The organism is Thermoactinomyces sp. CICC 10523, assembly GCF_016055105.1.
GTDB lineage: Bacteria > Bacillota > Bacilli > Thermoactinomycetales > Thermoactinomycetaceae > Thermoactinomyces_A > Thermoactinomyces_A daqus.
The window spans coordinates 112229-128854 of sequence record NZ_JAECVX010000001.1 but is presented as its reverse complement, the minus strand read 5'-3'; the positions used below and the strand labels follow the sequence as shown (position 1 = coordinate 128854).

Annotated in this window: 18 protein-coding genes; 16 read left to right on the top strand and 2 right to left on the bottom strand. The window is 50.7% G+C overall.

Annotation, left to right across the window (positions count from 1 at the left end; all coding sequences use genetic code 11):
- The first annotated feature begins 80 nt into the window (after nt 1-80).
- The 7 genes from I8U19_RS00655 to I8U19_RS00625 all read left to right on the top strand — a co-directional run bounded on the left by I8U19_RS00655 (nt 81) and on the right by I8U19_RS00625 (nt 4966).
- Entirely contained in the window at nt 81-626 is a 546-nt protein-coding gene (locus I8U19_RS00655) for a ReoY family proteolytic degradation factor (protein WP_033101417.1), read from the top strand.
- 70 nt (nt 627-696) lie between these two features.
- Entirely contained in the window at nt 697-1164 is a 468-nt protein-coding gene (locus I8U19_RS00650) for a DUF2487 family protein (protein WP_198054930.1), read from the top strand.
- Between the two features lie 173 nt (nt 1165-1337).
- On the top strand, nt 1338-1835 hold the full coding sequence (locus I8U19_RS00645; protein ID WP_033101415.1) for a Rieske (2Fe-2S) protein: 498 nt from the start codon (nt 1338-1340) through the stop codon (nt 1833-1835).
- Nucleotides 1836-1862: 27 nt separating this feature from the next.
- A complete protein-coding gene (gene qcrB, locus I8U19_RS00640; RefSeq protein WP_033101414.1) occupies nt 1863-2534 on the top strand; it encodes a menaquinol-cytochrome c reductase cytochrome b subunit in 672 nt (223 codons plus the stop codon).
- Between the two features lie 25 nt (nt 2535-2559).
- Nucleotides 2560-3348 (top strand): menaquinol-cytochrome c reductase cytochrome b/c subunit, encoded by a 789-nt coding sequence (locus I8U19_RS00635; RefSeq protein WP_033101413.1) that lies wholly within the window; start codon nt 2560-2562, stop codon nt 3346-3348.
- 91 nt (nt 3349-3439) lie between these two features.
- Nucleotides 3440-4081 carry a DUF1405 domain-containing protein gene (locus I8U19_RS00630; RefSeq protein ID WP_033101412.1) on the top strand — a complete coding sequence of 214 codons (642 nt, stop codon included), beginning with the start codon at nt 3440-3442 and terminating at the stop codon, nt 4079-4081.
- Nucleotides 4082-4171: 90 nt separating this feature from the next.
- A complete protein-coding gene (locus I8U19_RS00625) occupies nt 4172-4966 on the top strand; it encodes a sporulation protein YpjB (protein WP_033101411.1) in 795 nt (264 codons plus the stop codon).
- Between the two features lie 24 nt (nt 4967-4990).
- Here I8U19_RS00625 and rpiA read toward each other — a convergent pair whose 3' ends face one another.
- Nucleotides 4991-5683, bottom strand: coding sequence for a ribose-5-phosphate isomerase RpiA (rpiA, locus tag I8U19_RS00620; RefSeq protein WP_198054929.1), 693 nt, complete (start codon nt 5681-5683; stop codon nt 4991-4993).
- A 203-nt stretch (nt 5684-5886) separates the two neighbouring features.
- Between rpiA and I8U19_RS00615 the strand changes: the two genes are divergently transcribed.
- Entirely contained in the window at nt 5887-8580 is a 2694-nt protein-coding gene (locus I8U19_RS00615; RefSeq protein WP_198054928.1) for a phosphoenolpyruvate synthase, read from the top strand.
- Between the two features lie 46 nt (nt 8581-8626).
- On the opposite strand, the gene I8U19_RS00610 is transcribed toward I8U19_RS00615, so the two are convergent.
- Nucleotides 8627-9508 (bottom strand): YitT family protein, encoded by an 882-nt coding sequence (locus tag I8U19_RS00610; RefSeq protein WP_198054927.1) that lies wholly within the window; start codon nt 9506-9508, stop codon nt 8627-8629.
- A gap of 153 nt (nt 9509-9661) precedes the next feature.
- Here I8U19_RS00610 and I8U19_RS00605 point away from each other — a divergent pair, with 153 nt between their 5' ends.
- Genes I8U19_RS00605 through I8U19_RS00570 form a run of 8 tightly spaced genes read left to right on the top strand, consistent with a single transcriptional unit; the run spans nt 9662 to nt 16317 of the window.
- Nucleotides 9662-9991 (top strand): nucleotide pyrophosphohydrolase, encoded by a 330-nt coding sequence (locus tag I8U19_RS00605; RefSeq protein ID WP_033101407.1) that lies wholly within the window; start codon nt 9662-9664, stop codon nt 9989-9991.
- A gap of 25 nt (nt 9992-10016) precedes the next feature.
- Nucleotides 10017-10814 (top strand): 4-hydroxy-tetrahydrodipicolinate reductase, encoded by a 798-nt coding sequence (dapB, locus tag I8U19_RS00600; protein WP_033101406.1) that lies wholly within the window; start codon nt 10017-10019, stop codon nt 10812-10814.
- 15 nt (nt 10815-10829) lie between these two features.
- Entirely contained in the window at nt 10830-11846 is a 1017-nt protein-coding gene (locus tag I8U19_RS00595; RefSeq protein WP_198054926.1) for a 1-aminocyclopropane-1-carboxylate deaminase/D-cysteine desulfhydrase, read from the top strand.
- Nucleotides 11821-12228, top strand: a complete 408-nt coding sequence (locus I8U19_RS00590; protein ID WP_033101405.1) for a methylglyoxal synthase — start codon at nt 11821-11823, stop codon at nt 12226-12228. Before I8U19_RS00595 ends, I8U19_RS00590 begins: the two co-directional genes overlap by 26 nt.
- A gap of 20 nt (nt 12229-12248) precedes the next feature.
- A complete protein-coding gene (bshB1, locus tag I8U19_RS00585) occupies nt 12249-12962 on the top strand; it encodes a bacillithiol biosynthesis deacetylase BshB1 (protein WP_198054925.1) in 714 nt (237 codons plus the stop codon).
- Between the two features lie 18 nt (nt 12963-12980).
- Nucleotides 12981-14099 (top strand): N-acetyl-alpha-D-glucosaminyl L-malate synthase BshA, encoded by a 1119-nt coding sequence (gene bshA / locus I8U19_RS00580; RefSeq protein ID WP_198054924.1) that lies wholly within the window; start codon nt 12981-12983, stop codon nt 14097-14099.
- 15 nt (nt 14100-14114) lie between these two features.
- Nucleotides 14115-15344, top strand: coding sequence for a CCA tRNA nucleotidyltransferase (locus I8U19_RS00575; RefSeq protein WP_198054923.1), 1230 nt, complete (start codon nt 14115-14117; stop codon nt 15342-15344).
- A complete protein-coding gene (locus tag I8U19_RS00570) occupies nt 15322-16317 on the top strand; it encodes a biotin--[acetyl-CoA-carboxylase] ligase (protein ID WP_232331007.1) in 996 nt (331 codons plus the stop codon). The genes I8U19_RS00575 and I8U19_RS00570 overlap by 23 nt, the downstream gene beginning before the upstream one ends.
- The last annotated feature ends 309 nt before the right edge of the window (nt 16318-16626 follow it).

Below are 16626 nucleotides of genomic sequence, written 5' to 3'. Positions count from 1 at the left end.
CGGAAACAGAAACTTCACCCTTCTGGGAACATACAGTGAATCAACTTCAACTTTGCTTGTGTCTTAAGGGGTTGGGAAGGATGAAGAGCAAGGTCTCGGTGGCTGAGAAAAAGGAATTCATCCACTGGTTTTTGCAGAAATACGAACTGCAAAAAAAAGAAGCAGCATGGCTTCTCAGCTACCTGTCCTCAAGCGACGAACTTCTCAAACGCGTTCATTTTGTTGACCATGTTCGCCATCTGCCGAAATCGATGATGATTTCGACCAAGTGCAGCAAGATGGTTTCTTTTCGGTTTACGAAGAACAAGCGAGTAGGCGCTGATGTGGAAACCGCCTTTTACGATATTCGGACCTATCCGCATGAAGATTTATATATCGGCCTCTATTTTAAAGATCGGGCGAAATCACCCGAATATGCCGCGGTATTGGAGGTTAATCCCATGGAGAAACATGACTTGGTGCAAGATCACTTGCTAAGTCTGTTCGCGGAGATGCTTCTTGACCAGGCGGTAAAAGATTTCCAGCGGCGTGAATTGTATAAAAAGATTGATCATGCCCTTGAAGAACGGGACGAACAAGCGTTTTTACAGCTCAGCGAACAATGGATTAAAATACTGGAGTCCTGATGTCAGATTCGATATAATGCTCAGCAGAAGTTGCTGGGCATTTTTATTTTTCCGGAAAAGAGGGCAAAATATGAGATGGAAACGAATGAATGAGAACGAGTGGAAAGAAGTTGCAGCTTTTGTTGATACGCTCCTGATCCCGGTTCATTCCCTGACCCTAAGGGAGAAGGCGGTCGAAGCGGGGGACAGCCGTCTGGTCGAAGCGGTGGCGGAAGAGCTGGAAAAAAGTTTGACGGGGCGGATTCTGCTGCTCCCTTCAATTTCATATATTGGTCAAAATCCTGATGTATTTAAAGCCTACATCAGTGAAATAATAAGAGAGATGAATCAATCAGGATTCTATTATCTGGTGCTGATCGCCGGCCCGAATCAGGGTTTTTTGACCGACTGGCTGGAAGATGAACCGCCGGGCGGCTTCATTTCCACCGTCTGTCATGTCGTAAACCGTTCCGAAGGACAGCCCGCTGAAGAGGCATTGGAGTCGGAACACGGGGAACTCTTTGAAAAAGTACTAAATATGTGGCAAAATCATTCATAAATTTTCAAAAAAAAGTATTAATATTGTCGGCTTAAAGTCATGACAGTTTCTTGACTTTTAAGGAATTAATTCGCTATCATGGTATATGTCCTAGTAAAAGATAGGTGTTCTAGCATAATAAGATTCCGGTCCGAGTGGACGGTTCGAAAGCCGTATAGAAGGAGGTCGGACACGTGAGCAAAAAAGTTTCCCGCCGTCAGTTTTTGACCTACACGCTGGGTGGGACAGCCGGGTTTCTGGCTTCGGGAATGCTCTTTCCGATGGTTCGCTTCGCCATTGACCCAATTCTTAGAAAAGGGGAAAAAGGCAATTTTCATGACGTGAACCTGAAAGAGTCAGAAGTGACTGACATACCCAAACAAGTCAAGTTTACGGAGCATCGGAAAGATGGCTGGTATAATCCGCCAAAAGGGGAAACGTTGACGGCATGGGTGGTTCGGGTCAAGGGTGAGATCATCGCCCTGTCACCGATTTGCAAACATTTGGGCTGTACCGTCAACTGGAACAGCAACCCGATGTACAAAAATGAATTTTTCTGTCCATGCCACTTTGGCCGGTACTACAAGGATGGGACGAACGTACCCGGTACTCCTCCGCCAAAGCCGTTAGACCGCTATGAAGTAAAAGTGGAAAATGGAAGAGTGTTGATTGGACCACTGCAAAAAACTTAATCGCTCTGTGAAACGGAGGTGTAGCGAATGCTGCGCGCCATTTACGACTGGGTGGATGAACGATTGGATATTACGCCGCTATGGCGCGATGTCGCTGACCACGAAGTACCGGAACACGTCAACCCTGCCCATCATTTTTCAGCATTTATCTACTGCTTCGGGGGTTTGACTTTTTTTGTCGTCGTCATCCAGATCCTTTCCGGTATGTTCTTGGCCATGTACTATGTACCTGACATTGTAAACGCTCACGCCAGTGTCGCTTATTTGCAAAGTGAAGTGGCGATGGGGGCGATTGTAAGGGGAATGCACCACTGGGGAGCGAGTGTGGCGATCGTCATGCTTTTCTTACATACCCTGCGCGTGTTTTTTACCGGATCGTACAAACATCCCCGCGAATTCAACTGGCTTGTGGGCATGTTGATTTTTGGCGTGATGTTGGGGCTTGGTTTCACCGGTTACCTGCTGCCTTGGGACAATAAAGCTTATTTTGCGACCAAGGTAGGGGTGCAGATCGCCGCATCCGTTCCGGTGCTTGGTCCCTATATCGCTTCTTTTCTGCAAGGGGGCGATATCGTTGGTGCGCAAACGCTGGCACGTTTCTTCGCATTGCACGTGTTTTTCCTGCCGGCCGCATTGCTCGCACTGTTGGGCGTTCACTTTATCCTGATTCGTCGTCAGGGCATATCCGGACCACTATAAGGTCTACGCGTGAGGAGGGATCCACTTGGCACACCATTCCAATGGAAATGATAAACAAGTCCACTATGTGGGAGACTCGCGCGTTCGTGCAGACCGCAAGAAATTGTATCCAAAGGATTATGCTGAGTTTCCAGGTAAAACGGAAGCCTTCTTTCCTGACTTCCTTCTGAAAGAGTGGATGGTGGCGGCTGTTTTCCTCGTCGGGTTTATGACGTTGGTCATGTCGGAAGAACCTCCGCTCGGAGAACTGGCCGATCCCACCAATACCAGCTTTTTGCCGGTGCCTGACTGGTACTTCTTGTTTTTATACCAGTTGCTCAAGTATAAATGGGCATCGGGTCCGTTTGTCGTCATCGGTACCGTGCTCTTGCCTGGCATTGCTTTTTTGGCATTGATGCTGGTACCGTGGCTTGACCGCAGCAAAGAGCGGCGACCACTCAAACGGCCAATGGCTACAGGGATCATGATCGTCACCCTGATCGCTATTTGTGCTCTTACCTGGGCGGCCGAATACCAGCACGAACTGCAGTCGGAATCCGTACCGGGTCGCAAACCAAATGATACCACGGTTATAGGTTTAAATGAACAGGGATACAGGATTTACCAGAAAAATGCTTGTATCAAATGTCACGGGGATCATCTGCAGGGGTTAAACGGTCCCAGCTTGCTCGGAGTGGGCAATCGGCTTACCCATGATCAGATTAACCACATTATCGATCATGGCCGCGGTGCCATGCCTGCTGGGATGTTCCAAGGATCTCCGGCAGAAAAACAAGTATTGATCAATTGGCTGTTGCAGCAAAAACAGAAATAGTGGAGAGCAAACCTGGCCTATTCCTTTCCTGTGGCCAGGTTTTTTCTTCTCAGCTTACAACATGGGTCGGAAGCAGAAAGGTGGCAGCAGGATGAAAAACTGGATCATACGTCTTTTGGAACAGAGATGGGTGTTGTGGAGTTTATTCATTGTCAACTTTCTGGGGACGATTTACGGTTTTTATTGGTACAAAAATCAACTGATGGATACGAGTCCCCGGATTTTGGATATATTTGTGCCGGACAGTCCGACAGCGAGCGGTTTTTTTACCCTGGTGCTGTTGGGATATTTATGTTCGCGGCGAAGTCCCCTGCTGGAGGCATTCGCTTCAATTACGTTGTTTAAATACGGAATTTGGGCGGTTGTGATGATCATCTGGGAAGGATGGCTCGATCCGCTGCCGTTTACAGAGGCGCTGTCCTGGCAGCATTGGATGTTGATGTTCTCCCACTTCGGAATGGCGATGGAAGGGTTGCTGTTTGTTCCGTTTTATACCTATAGGAGGCGGGAAATTCAAATTGTGGCAGCCTGGACATTGCTCAACGACCTGATGGATTATGGTTTGGATCTTCATCCGTGGTTGACCGCAGCCCTCGAAGTATATGATGACTGGGTCGGTCTGTTTACCGTACTTCTCAGTTTCACCTCGATATTGCTGTTTTCCGCGTTGTCGATGCTGGAAAGCAGCCGGCGCCGTAAAAACGAATCCCTTTTGTCTTCAGCCGGGAAATAACCGGCTTTTTTATTTTTGCGGGCATAACGGAATGAACAAGCTGAATAGGATGAGGTAAGGTGATCGGTGATTCAGAAAGGAGTGGGACCTTTGCGAACATTTTGGCTGACAGTGATCTTTGCCTGCCTGTTTCAAATGATGGTCCCTGCCGTTCATGCAACCGGCATGCGTTCTTTGGAGACTGAGGAGTGGTCGCGCCTTGCTAATCAAGTGGCCAAATGGGCCGGTGCCGGTGAATACATAAAGGCGAGAGACCAACTGTTGAAGTTGTCGGGCCGTTTTTCCAAAGCGGATTTTACCAAACTGAATTTGCGGATTGAGTCAATTCATGCTTTGGCGGAAGTGATCATGGAGATGGAGGGGGCGTTAAACCGGGTACAGCCAAACAGCAAGGAAATCGCGGATGCGGCTGCCCGCCTACAGCTGGCTTTTGATGCACTCACCCATCCCAATCAACCGATGTGGCAGCAATATTATCAGCCATTGAAAAAAGATCTGGATATGATTGACGAAGCGATCAGGATGAACGATCGTCATGCCGTGCAAGAGGGGGTCGACCAGTTTTATGAACATTATCAGATCATCCGGCCGGCGTTGATCGTGGCCAAAAGCCCTTTTACGATCAGCAAAGTCGATTCATTGGTCACTTTTTTGCGCAATCAAACGGAAATGGACAAACTGAAAATCGGGGTGACACAGCTTAAGAGTTTGCTCAATCCCCTTTTTTTCGGATCGGAACGGGATGTGATGGCGACCGTATATCGCTGGAATGAAGGTGATTTTTTCAAAGTGATTTTGTGGGTGAGCGGGTTGATCGCCAGTGTGCTCGGATTTGTCAGTTGGCGAAAGTACAGGGAAAACAGGGAGGCTTCTCCGTATGCGTGAGAAGAGCATGGAACTGCGCTTCTCTTAACGGTCTTGTTTTCGTTTGAGTATTTTGCACAGATTTTTTTCTCCCACCATGACTTCGTTGATTAAATCGATAAACAGTCCGTGTTCGACAATCCCGGGGATTCCGTTTAGCCAATCCGCCAATTCCGTCGGAGACTCAATCCGCCCGAGACGGAGGTCGAGAATCATGTTTTTTTCATCCGTGAGATACGGCTTTTTATCTTCGTTCAGACGGAGGGTTGCTTCGAGTCCATTCTTTGCCAATTTTTTAAGAACGTGTTTATAGGCAAAAGGTACTACTTCCACCGGGAGGGGAAAGCGGCCGATCTGGTTTGTCAGCTTGGTTGAATCGACGACGCAAATTACTTTCCGGGAGATCGATGCGACAATTTTTTCATACAGAAGGGCTCCGCCACCCCCTTTAATGGCGTAAAAACGGGGATCGATTTCGTCGGCTCCGTCTATCGTGACATCGATCCGGGAGACATCATTGGCCGAAACCAGGGGAATGCCCAGAGATTTGGCCAGTTTTGTTGTGGCGGAAGAAGTGGAGACCGCTTCAATCTTCAGTCCTTTCTTCACCAGGGTACCCAGCCGTTTAATGGTGTAATACACAGTGGAGCCGGTTCCGAGCCCGACCACCATTCCGTCTTTTATGTAATCCGTCGCTTTTTCCCCGGCAATCTGTTTTTCCGATTTGCTGTGCTTCATTCTCCTTCCCTCCAATCCCTGAAAAATATGATGATCTTATTATGTGGCGGGGGAGATGGATTTATTTAGTGTATTGTTTCAGGCCAGACAAGGTGCAGGATTTTGGTCGGAGCGGATTTGAAGTGATGATGCAGTGGTAAAAACAAAAGACGGGCGGATGGAATAGTCTTAATTTTCTTTGGATGGAGGGGGAGTGATCCAAGATGGCCGGAGTTGTGATGCACTTGCATGAGATTGATCGTAGAAATCTCCCTGAAGTCGGAGGCAAAGCTGCCAACTTGGGTGAGTTGCTCAGAGCGGGGTTTCCGGTGCCTGAGGGATTTTGCATTACGACTGAAGCATACCGCCGCTTTATTGAAACTAGCGAGGATATGAAGCGGTTTTTTGATTCGCTTGATCGACTTCGGCCCGGTCAGCTTGAAGATGTGCGGATTATGGGCCGGCAGATTCGTGATCACTTGCAATCGCTTCCCATCCCTGCCTATCTTGAGGCAGAAATCATCGGGGCATGGGAACAATCGGGACAGGAGCATGCTTATGCGGTTCGCTCCAGTGCTACGGCTGAAGATCTTCCGACAGCCTCATTTGCCGGACAACAGGATACGATATTAAATGTGCAAGGCGCTGCCCGACTGCTCGAAGCTGTAAAAAGGTGCTGGGCATCGCTGTTTACAGACAGGGCCATCCTCTATCGGATTAAGAACGGTTTTGCTCACCGCACTGTCTTTTTGTCTGTAATGGTGCAAAAGATGGTCATGTCTGAGGTCTCCGGCATTTTATTTACTGCTGATCCGGTTTCCGGTCATCGTGGGACGATCTCCATCGATGCCGGTTTTGGACTCGGTGAAGCGTTGGTCTCCGGTATTGTCTCAGCCGATCTTTATCAGGTCCGAAACGGAGAAATTGTGAAAAAGCAAATCAGTGAAAAGAACAAGGTGATTCTTCCCGCGCGAAATGGAGGGATGGAGGTCGTCGAACTCTCTCCCGAGCTGGGCAGGAAACAGGCTCTTTCCGATGAGCAAATTTTGAAACTGGCCGAGCTGGGCAAAAAGATTGAATGTCACTGCGGGGCAGCCCAGGATATCGAATGGGGATTGTCCGGTGACCGCTTTTTTGTCCTGCAAAGCCGGCCGATCACCACTCTTTTTCCTCTTCCTCCCCATCTTGACGGGCGCTTGCGTGTGTTTTGCTCGTTTGGCCACACCCAGATGATGACGGACGCGATGAAACCGCTGGCGCTTTCGGTTTGGCGGACGTTGCTACCATTAGGCAGGAGATCCGGGGATTCGCGTGGCAGGATGTTGGTGGAAGCAGGAGGCAGGCTTTATTTTGATCCAACGGAACTGATGTACTGGAAAGTATTTCGGAAAGGTTTGCCCCGGTCGCTCAAGAGCAATGATGAATTGATGAGCGATGCGCTCTCCCGTTTCCTTGCCCGTGAAGATTTTTTAAAGGAGGCCGCATTGTACCGTGCTTCCAAATGCAAGATGATTCCCCTGATCGGGATTTTTTATTTCAGCATGCTTAAAGGATATCCGAGGCTGATAAAAACGATGTTCAGCAAAAATCTGCAGGATGTGGCACGGAGGGCGGAAGCAGCAGTCGAGAAAGCCGTCGCCCGGTGCCAAAACGAGATTTTTTCCGTCAACGGACCGGAACGGATCAAGCGGATTCGAGCCAGGATCGCAAACTGGATATCGTTTTATGGACGTGAATTGGCTCCCGGACTGCTGGCGGCGTTCGTTGCGCAAAGAATGCTTTTGCATCTCGGCAAAAAGTGGCTGGGAGAGGATCAAGCAGAAAAGATCGCCGCTTTGAACAAATCGCTGCCCGGCAATGTGACGAGCGAAATGGGATTGATGATCGGTGATCTGGCTGATCTCCTGCGGCCGTATCCCCAGCTGGCCGCTTATCTTGACAGAGCGGAGGATCGCACGTTTTATGAAGGGCTGGATCTGTTTCCGGGAGGTTCCGAATTTAAGAAAGAGTTGCACCGGTTTATGGAACGGTACGGTATGCGCTGTCCGGGGGAAATCGATCTGACGAGGAAGAGGTGGCGCGAATCGCCGACGATGCTCGTTCCTTCTATTTTAAGCCATATGCGCAGCAATGAACCGGGGGAACATCGAAAGAAATTCAACCGTGGCAAAAAGGAAGCGGAGGAGGCGGCACAGGAGATTCTGGCCTGCTTAAGGAAAAAACGGGGCGGATGGTTGAAACGGAAGTGGATTTCCTGCCTGATCGCGGTCTATCGCAATCTGATGGGGCTTCGTGAACTTCCCAAGTATATGATCATCCGATGTTTTGATCATTACCGGCAAGCGATTCTGGAAGAGGGGCGGTTTTTGCGTGAAAGGGGAACAATCGAGCATGAAGAAGCTCTTTTTTATCTGACCTTGGATGAAATCATCGCTCTGCTGGAAAACCGGTTGGAGGATGTCGCCCGGTTGATCGCCATGCGCAAACAGGAGTTTGCCCGATATGAAAAAATGACACCGCCGCGGGTGATGACCAGCGAAGGCGAAGTGATCACCGGCAGGAGAAGCGGTGTGCAGGTTCCTCCCGGCGCTTTGTCCGGAATTCCGGTATCCCCCGGCCTTGCTGAAGGCTATGTCAAGGTGGTGCGTAACCTGGAAGAAGGGAATCTGGAAAAAGGGGATATTCTCGTTGCTCCCTATACCGATCCGGGCTGGACCCCTTTGTTCCACTCCGCCAGAGCGCTGATCATGGAGGCCGGGGGATTGATGACTCATGGTTCCGTCGTGGCCAGGGAGTACGGGATTCCGGCTGTTGTCGGTATTGATCGTGCGACGGAGCGATTGAAAGACGGCCAGTTTGTTCGTGTGGATGGTACACAGGGGGTAGTGGAGATATTGGAGCAGCCGGCAAAAATATAATCCAGCTGAAAAAACCCGTTCCTGGACAGAAGGATCGGGTTTTTTCTTAACCGTTGTTGTTTTTTATGCCGCCGTTGCCAAAGGTAAATCCTTCCCCCAGAACATCCCGGGCATCATGGACAACCACAAAGGCTTGCGGATCGATTTTGTCGACAATCTGCTTTAATTTGGGAAGTTCATTCGGGGCGACGACGACATACAAAACCTCCCGGGTTTTGCCGGTATAACCGCCGCGGCCTTCGAGGATCGTAACTCCGCGGTTCATTTTTTTGGTGATAAACCCGGCCAATTCCTGGGGTTTGTTGGAGATGATGGTGGCCGCTTTTGAGGCGCTCAAGCCTTCGATGACAAAGTCGATCACACGGGCGCTGATAAACACCGCGACCAGGGTGTACATCGCTTTTTCCCGACCGATGATGAAGATGGAGATAAAAATGACGGTAAAGTCAAACAGGAACATGGTGCGGCCGACACTCCATCCCAGATACTTGTTGCCGAGCCGGGCGATGATATCCGCCCCGCCGGTGGTACCGCCAATCCGGAAGATCAGCCCCAGCCCGATTCCCGACAAAACTCCGGTATAAAGGGCGCACAGAAGTGTATCATGCGGCGGGGGACCCCAGATTTTCGGGAGATCCGTCGTCACTTCCAACATCAAGGAGACAGCCGCAATGCCGATGATCGTATAGATAAAGGTCTGTTTGCCAAACACTTTATAGCCGATGAGCAAGAGGGGAATATTGAGGACGAAAATGACGATTCCGGGTGACCAACGGAACAAATAATAGGTGAGCAGGCCGATTCCCGTAAAACCACCTTCGGATAAATGGCTGGGAATGGTAAAGTAATTGATGGCGAATGAAAAGATGAGCGAACCGAGAAAAATGAGCAAAACGTTTCTGAAATGGTAAGTCAGCTTGTGTTTCATGGTTGACCCGCCCTTAACTGGAATCATGATTCTGCTATATTATACATTTCCAAAAATGCTTCATCAATGCACGATTTGGCATGATCCCGGGTGAAAGCATTGAGTTTATCCGAGGACTTCGGTAACATGATAGAATCGGGAGGGTGATGGCCGATGGAGAGTAAAACGCTGAAAGAAGTTCAGCAAGAAGTACATGAATATATCAGTCAGTTTAAAGAGGGATATTTCAAACCTCTGTCGATGTTGGCACGTATGACCGAAGAAGTGGGGGAATTGGCCCGGGAGGTAAACCACCTTTACGGGGAAAAGCCAAAAAAACCGGGGGAAGAGGAAAATACGATTGCCAATGAATTGGGAGATATCATCTTTATTGTGACCTGTTTTGCCAATTCGCTTGGAATTGATCTGGAACAGGCTTTTAATGAAGTGATGGAAAAATATCGGGTTCGCGATGCCAATCGGTGGACGCGGATCGAAGAATAACAGCATGAAGAGAGGTTCAGACATCATGGGAATTCGAGTCATCGTTGCGGGCGCAAATGGCCGGATGGGCCGGGAAGTCGTAAAAATGCTGTCCCAGCATGAGCATTTGCAACTGGTTGGTGCCGTATCCCGTTCCGAAGCGGGAAAAGATGTGGGGGAAACATTGGGGCTGGGCCGCTATGGCCTTTCGTTTACCTCTTCTGTTGCTGAGGTGCTGAATCAGACGAAAGCGGATGTGCTCGTTGATTTCACCACTCCCCATGTGGTGGCGGAGAATATGGAGCTGGCCATTCAGGCGGGTGTCCGTCCTGTCGTGGGCACTAGCGGCCTGCCGGAAAAAGAAATAGAGCGCCTGTCGTCCCTGTGCCAAAACAAGGGGATCGGTGCGATTATTGCTCCCAACTTTGCGATTGGTGCAGTTTTGATGATGATTTTCGCCAAGCAGGCGGCCAAATACATGCCGCATGTGGAGATTATCGAATCGCACCATGACCGCAAACTGGATGCCCCGTCGGGAACGGCCGTGAAAACGGCGGAGATGATTGTGCAGACGCGGGAAGAGATGAAGCAGGGACATCCGGAGGAAAAAGAGATCCTTGACGGAGCCCGCGGTGCATATTATCAGGGATTCCGCATTCACAGCGTCCGCCTGCCCGGCTTGGTCGCCCACCAGGAAGTGCTGTTCGGAGGAAACGGGCAATTGCTCACCCTGCGCCATGATTCATTAAACCGCGAATCCTTCATGCCGGGGGTTAAGCTGGCGATAGAAAAAGTGATCGAACTGGACAAGCTGGTTTATGGACTGGAAAATATTCTGGACTGATAAAGGAGAATAGCCGTGGTTGATTTTCCGCGATTTCCGATTCTGTGGGGAGAAACGCCGCTGATGCCTCTCCCCCGCTTTGCCCGGGCGATCGGGGCGAAAAGCGTTTGGATAAAACGGGATGATCTCACCGGCTTCGCCTTTGGCGGCAACAAGTTGCGGAAGCTGGAGTTTTTGCTTGGCGAAGCGTTGGAGCAGGGATGCGATCTGATCATTACCGGGGGCAGCCTGCAATCCAACCATGCCCGGCTGACTATTGCCGCGGCCAATCGGGCAGGGCTGGACACCTGGCTTTGTTTTGCCGGAAGCCGATGGGGAAGCATTCAAGGGAATTTGCTGCTTGATCATCTGCTCGGAGCCACCTGCTTTTTAACCGGGGCGTACGGCTCGGAAGGACTGCTTCAGGCGATGGAAGAAAAGGCGGAAGAAGCGAGAGAACAAGGGAGAAAGCCTTATGTGATCCCTGTCGGCGGATCGACGGCAGTGGGGGATTACGGCTATGTCCTGGCATGGGACGAGCTTGAGCGTCAACGCAAGCAACAAAACCTGCCGCCGTTTGATGAAATCTATTTGCCGGCAGGAACCGGGGGAACGCTTGCCGGTCTTGCCTGCGGACAGGAACGTGATCCGGCCGGAACCCTTCTGGTGGGAATCAGCGTTTGGCTGTCAAAGGAGAAAGCTGAACAGGAAGTCAGGCACCTGGGTGACAATCTGATGCGGGAAATCGGGGAAGCAGGTGAGTTTTCCCTTCAGTCGGTTCGGATTTTGGATGACTATATCGGACGAAAATATGGAGTCCCTTCAGAGGAGGGAAATGAAGCGATACGCCTTCTGGCACAAACGGAGGGGGTGTGTCTCGACCCGGTCTATACGGGTAAAGCATTGGCAGGATTGATTGACCAGGTAAAAAACGGAGACGCCTCGGATAAAAATTTGTTGTTCTGGCATACAGGCGGCACACCCGCTCTCTTTACGCACGCATCTTCTTTGCAGGGGGGAAGATCAGTTGAACATCGCCCTGATTGCCCATGATAAGAAAAAAGAAGATATGATCCGGTTTTGCATCGCTTATGAAACGTTTTTGAAGCCGCACCGGCTGTATGCGACAGGCACCACCGGAACGAAGATTATGGAAGCGACGGAACTGAAAGTGCATCGTTTTTTGTCCGGTCCCCTGGGCGGTGATCAGCAGATCGGGGCGTTGGTGGCGCAAAATGAGATGGATTTTATTGTTTTTTTTCGCGACCCATTGACAGCGCAGCCGCATGAACCGGATATCCTGGCGCTTTTGCGATTGGCCGATGTTCATGACATTCCTGTCGCGACCAATCTGGCGACGGCGGAAATCATGATTCGGGCGATTGAACAAGGGGAATTAAACTGGCGCAACTACGTGAGAAAGAATCAGAGTTGATGAAGAAAAGAGGAGTCGAAATGAACGAGAGCATAGATATCTTGGCATTTGGAGCTCATCCGGATGATGCGGAGATCGGGATTGGTGGAATCCTGGCCAAGCACGCGGAAAACGGGTTTTCGGTGGCAGTTTGCCATCTGACCGAGGCGGAGCTTTCTTCCAACGGCACAGTGGAAAGACGGCGGGAAGAAGCGAAAGCTGCAGCGGAGATTCTGGGGATTACCCGGTCGATCCAGTTGGGTTTTCCCGATCGGGGCCTCCGTGGAAGTGAGGAGCAGATTTTAAAAATGACCCAGGTGATCCGGCAATTAAAGCCCCGGGTGGTCCTGGCTCCGTACTGGGAAGACCGGCATCCCGATCATGTCGCTTGCAGCCGGATGGTGAAAGAGGCGGTTTTTGATGCGGCCATTCGGATGAAACAGACACCGGGTGGAGAATCGGCTCACCGGGTTGACCAGGTTTTTTATTATTTTATCAACAATGTACATAAGGCTGATCTGATTGTTGATGTAACCAATGTTTACGAACGCAAACAGCAAGCGCTTTTGGCTTATAAAAGCCAGTTTGACCCCAATGAGGGTGAGGTGAAGACACCGCTGAACAGCCCTACTTATCTGGCCATGATCCGCGGCCGCGATCAGTTGTGGGGACATCAGATCGGCGCATTGTATGGGGAAGCATTGGTGAGTGCCGGCCCGCTCAAACAAACATTGTTGATTCCTCAGGAAAAATGATGAAGGAGGGGGGGCCCCATGCGTATTGGAATTACTTGTTATCCTTCCCACGGCGGTTCCGGAGTGGTCGCTACGGAGCTGGGAAAATTGCTGGCCGAAAGGGGACATGATATCCACTTTATCACGTATGACATGCCGTTCCGGTTGGGAAAGTTCATGCAGAATATCCGATATCACGGCGTAGAAGCAAACCGCTATGCGGTGTTTAAATATCCTCCTTATGATTTGGCACTTGCCAGCCGGATGGCACAAGTGGCGAAAACATACGAGCTTGATTTGTTGCACGTCCATTATGCGGTTCCCCATGCCATTGCGGCCGTATTGGCCAAGCAGATGGTGGGAGAGCATCTCAAAGTTGTGACGACATTGCATGGTACGGATATTACCGTCCTGGGAGAAGATCCCTCTCTCAGGGATGTGATTTGTTTCGGCATCAATAAAAGTGATGCGGTGACGGCGGTATCGCAAAGTTTGGTCAAACAGACTTATGAGCTGTTTTGTTCCGACCGGCCCATCGATTGCATATACAATTTTGTCGATACCCGGATTTACTATCCGCGCGATGTCGCTCATATTTGCGAAAAGTACGGGGCACCGCACGAAAAAATCTTGCTCCATATTTCCAACTTTCGCCCCGTTAAGCGCCCTCTCGATGTCATAGAGGTGTTTTACAAGGTGCAGCAAGTGATTCCCGCACGGCTGCTGTTGGTCGGAGAAGGACCCGAATTGCCGAAAGTGATTCAAAAAGTGGAGGATCTCGGGCTGACGGATCGTGTCATCTTTCTGGGGAAACAGGATGAAGTGGCCGCATTGATTTCATTGGCGGATTTGCTGTTGCTTCCGTCGGAGAAAGAAAGCTTTGGCCTGGTTGCACTGGAAGCGATGGCCTGCGGTGTCCCGACGGTCGCATCCAACGCGGGCGGGATTCCCGAAGTGGTGGAACATGAAGTGACCGGTTTTCTGGCTGATCCGGGGGACACCGACAGCATGTCGCGTTTTGCCATCAGGCTGCTTCGCGATGAACGGTTGTATCAATCGTTTTCGGAAGCGGGCCTGGCCCGGGTGCGGGAGAAATTTTGCGGTTTGAAGATCGTTGAGCAATATGAACAGATTTATTACCGCCTCCTGGAGAAATAAGCGGGAGGATCGAGGATGGACACAAGAAAAGCGGCAGCGTTAAGCGTGATGGAACAATTGGAGAAATCCGGATTTCAGGCATACCTGGTGGGCGGATGCGTAAGGGATGAAATGCTGGGTATTTCCCCGCAGGATTATGATATTGCGACCGATGCCGTTCCCGATCAGGTGCAAAACCTGTTTCCGCGAACCATTCCCACCGGTTTGAAACATGGAACGGTCACCGTGGTTGAACAGGGAATCCCGCTGGAAGTCACCACGTTCCGGATTGAAGAAGCATACCTGGATCGGCGGCGCCCCAGCCAGGTGCGTTTCGTTTCATCGTTGAAACAAGATTTGGCCCGTCGCGATTTTACCATAAACGCGATGGCGAAAAACCGTCGGGGACAGGTGATTGATTATTTTTCCGGAAAAGAAGATCTCCTGGCCGGAAGGATCCGCACCGTGGGCAATCCGCGTGATCGCTTTCGGGAAGATGCGCTGCGCATGCTTCGGGCCGTGCGGTTTGTCGCGCAATTCGGGTTTGCGTTGGAAGAGGAAACCCGGCGGGCGCTGATCGCGTTACGGTCGGAGTGCTTTCATCTCTCAGTGGAACGCGTGGTGCAGGAACTGGAGAAGATGTGGAAAGCCGTCTCTCCTTCCGCCGGGGTAAGAGAATTGTTTTCGACTGACCTGCTTCGCGCTTTGCCCCCGTTTTGCCGGTGGGATCTGCAATCTTTCCCGCCGGATCAAGCGGCATCTTTTGACCAAACATCCGATCGGATCGTTCGCTGGGCTTATCTTCTTTGGTTGTGCCAAACAGATGAAGCCTGCTTGGGAAGACGGCTGAAAGCGTTGAAGTTGTCCGCCCGTGATCAGAAACAGATATCGGTTTGTTTCAGGTTGATGTTGGCGGGAGAATGGACGGCAACCGATCCGGTCTATTGGAAACGGCAGCTTCTGCGCCATGGGCTGGATTCCGTCCGACGATCCGGCCAATTGAGGAGACTCGTCGGGAAAATCATGGACAAAGATCTGACAGAGACCAGGTTTCAGGACTGGTGGAACGAAATGCCGGTGAAGGAGCGAAGGGAGTTGGACTTGGGCGGGGAGGAGCTCATTCGTTATTCGGGGAAAAAGGCGGGGCCATGGGTCGGACAGGTGTTAAACAATCTTTATGAACAGGTGGCACTTGGCTTGTTGCCAAATGATAAAAATGCTTTGCTGGAGGAAGGGTACAAAATTGGAAAAGTCGATTCGCAATGAATTGATTTCACTGTTGATCAACAATTACGATCAATTTATCTCGGGTGAGGAGATCAGCCGCCGGGTGGGTTGCAGCCGTGCGGCCATCTGGAAGCATATTGAGGAGCTCAGGCATGAAGGGTATGAGATTGAAGCCCGCCCGCGCAGCGGTTACCGGCTCATTTACCGACCGGATCGGATTGCGCCGGAAGAGATCCTGCCTTATTTGCATACAGATCGATTCGGCCGGGAAATGCGCTATGAGCCGACCACTCCTTCCACGCAAGTCATCGCTCATCAATGGGCGCGCGAAGGGGCGCCGGAAGGAGCGCTCGTGATCGCCGAAGAGCAAAAACAAGGAAGGGGGAGATTGGGACGGACCTGGCACTCCCCCCCGCAGACAGGAATTTGGATGAGCTTGATTTTGCGCCCGCCCATTCCCTTGACGGATGCTTCCCATCTCACCCTGCTCGCTTCCGTCGGAGTACGGGAAGGGATGTACCGCGTCACCGGCCTGCCGATCCGCATTAAGTGGCCCAACGATTTGCTGATTGACGGGAAAAAGGTGTGCGGGATCTTGACCGAACTCAGGGGAGAGCAGGACAGGATTCACTATGTGATTTTGGGAATCGGCATCAATGTGAACGCTGATGTGAATCAGTGGCCGGACGACATTAAGGATGTTGCCACATCCCTGGCGAAAGAAAAGGGAACAAAAATACACCGTCCTCCGTTGGTCGCTGCCATTTTGGAGGAATTGGAGCAAATTTATGACCGCTATTTGCGCGAAGGATTTTCCTTTATTCGGGAGAAATGGGAAGAAACAGCCGGAATGCTGGGCCAAACCATCACCGCCAGAACGACACAGGGATCCGTAACCGGCGTCGCGATGCGGTTAAATGAACAAGGAGCTTTACTGATCCGCACCGCTACGGGAATCACGCCCGTTTACTCAGCAGAGGTCGAATGGGACGCAGGAGGGAATCGTTCGTAAAAAGAAGCTGGGAGCGATGCCACTCCAGAAAGAAAGTATCGGCAAGCGGACAGGGGACGCCACCGCCCTGCCAACAACGCATGTTCACATGAAAAAAGAGCCCTTAGGGATGATCTCCAGGGCTCTTTTTTTCATTCTGCTTGCATCTTTTCCGGACATAAGGCGTACCGCTTCTTTACTTCCAAATACGAATATAAAGATTAATATTATGAATGATTTGATTTTTTATTATAATTATAGCATATAAAGATTGTGACTGTCCGAAACAGGGGGGCAACCAATTATTCACTTCAACAAGGTTAAAAAATG

Excerpts from the sequence above, each read along its gene's own strand:
- I8U19_RS00615 (WP_198054928.1), top strand. The coding sequence starts at position 5,887 with ATGGCCGGAGTTGTGATGCACTTGCATGAGATTGATCGTAGAAATCTC.
- I8U19_RS00610 (WP_198054927.1), bottom strand. The coding sequence starts at position 9,508 with ATGAAACACAAGCTGACTTACCATTTCAGAAACGTTTTGCTCATTTTT.
- qcrB (WP_033101414.1), top strand. The coding sequence starts at position 1,863 with ATGCTGCGCGCCATTTACGACTGGGTGGATGAACGATTGGATATTACG.
- I8U19_RS00650 (WP_198054930.1), top strand. The coding sequence starts at position 697 with ATGAGATGGAAACGAATGAATGAGAACGAGTGGAAAGAAGTTGCAGCT.
- I8U19_RS00630 (WP_033101412.1), top strand. The coding sequence starts at position 3,440 with ATGAAAAACTGGATCATACGTCTTTTGGAACAGAGATGGGTGTTGTGG.
- I8U19_RS00605 (WP_033101407.1), top strand. The coding sequence starts at position 9,662 with ATGGAGAGTAAAACGCTGAAAGAAGTTCAGCAAGAAGTACATGAATAT.
- dapB (WP_033101406.1), top strand. The coding sequence starts at position 10,017 with ATGGGAATTCGAGTCATCGTTGCGGGCGCAAATGGCCGGATGGGCCGG.
- bshB1 (WP_198054925.1), top strand. The coding sequence starts at position 12,249 with ATGAACGAGAGCATAGATATCTTGGCATTTGGAGCTCATCCGGATGAT.
- rpiA (WP_198054929.1), bottom strand. The coding sequence starts at position 5,683 with ATGAAGCACAGCAAATCGGAAAAACAGATTGCCGGGGAAAAAGCGACG.
- I8U19_RS00655 (WP_033101417.1), top strand. The coding sequence starts at position 81 with ATGAAGAGCAAGGTCTCGGTGGCTGAGAAAAAGGAATTCATCCACTGG.
- I8U19_RS00575 (WP_198054923.1), top strand. The coding sequence starts at position 14,115 with ATGGACACAAGAAAAGCGGCAGCGTTAAGCGTGATGGAACAATTGGAG.
- bshA (WP_198054924.1), top strand. The coding sequence starts at position 12,981 with ATGCGTATTGGAATTACTTGTTATCCTTCCCACGGCGGTTCCGGAGTG.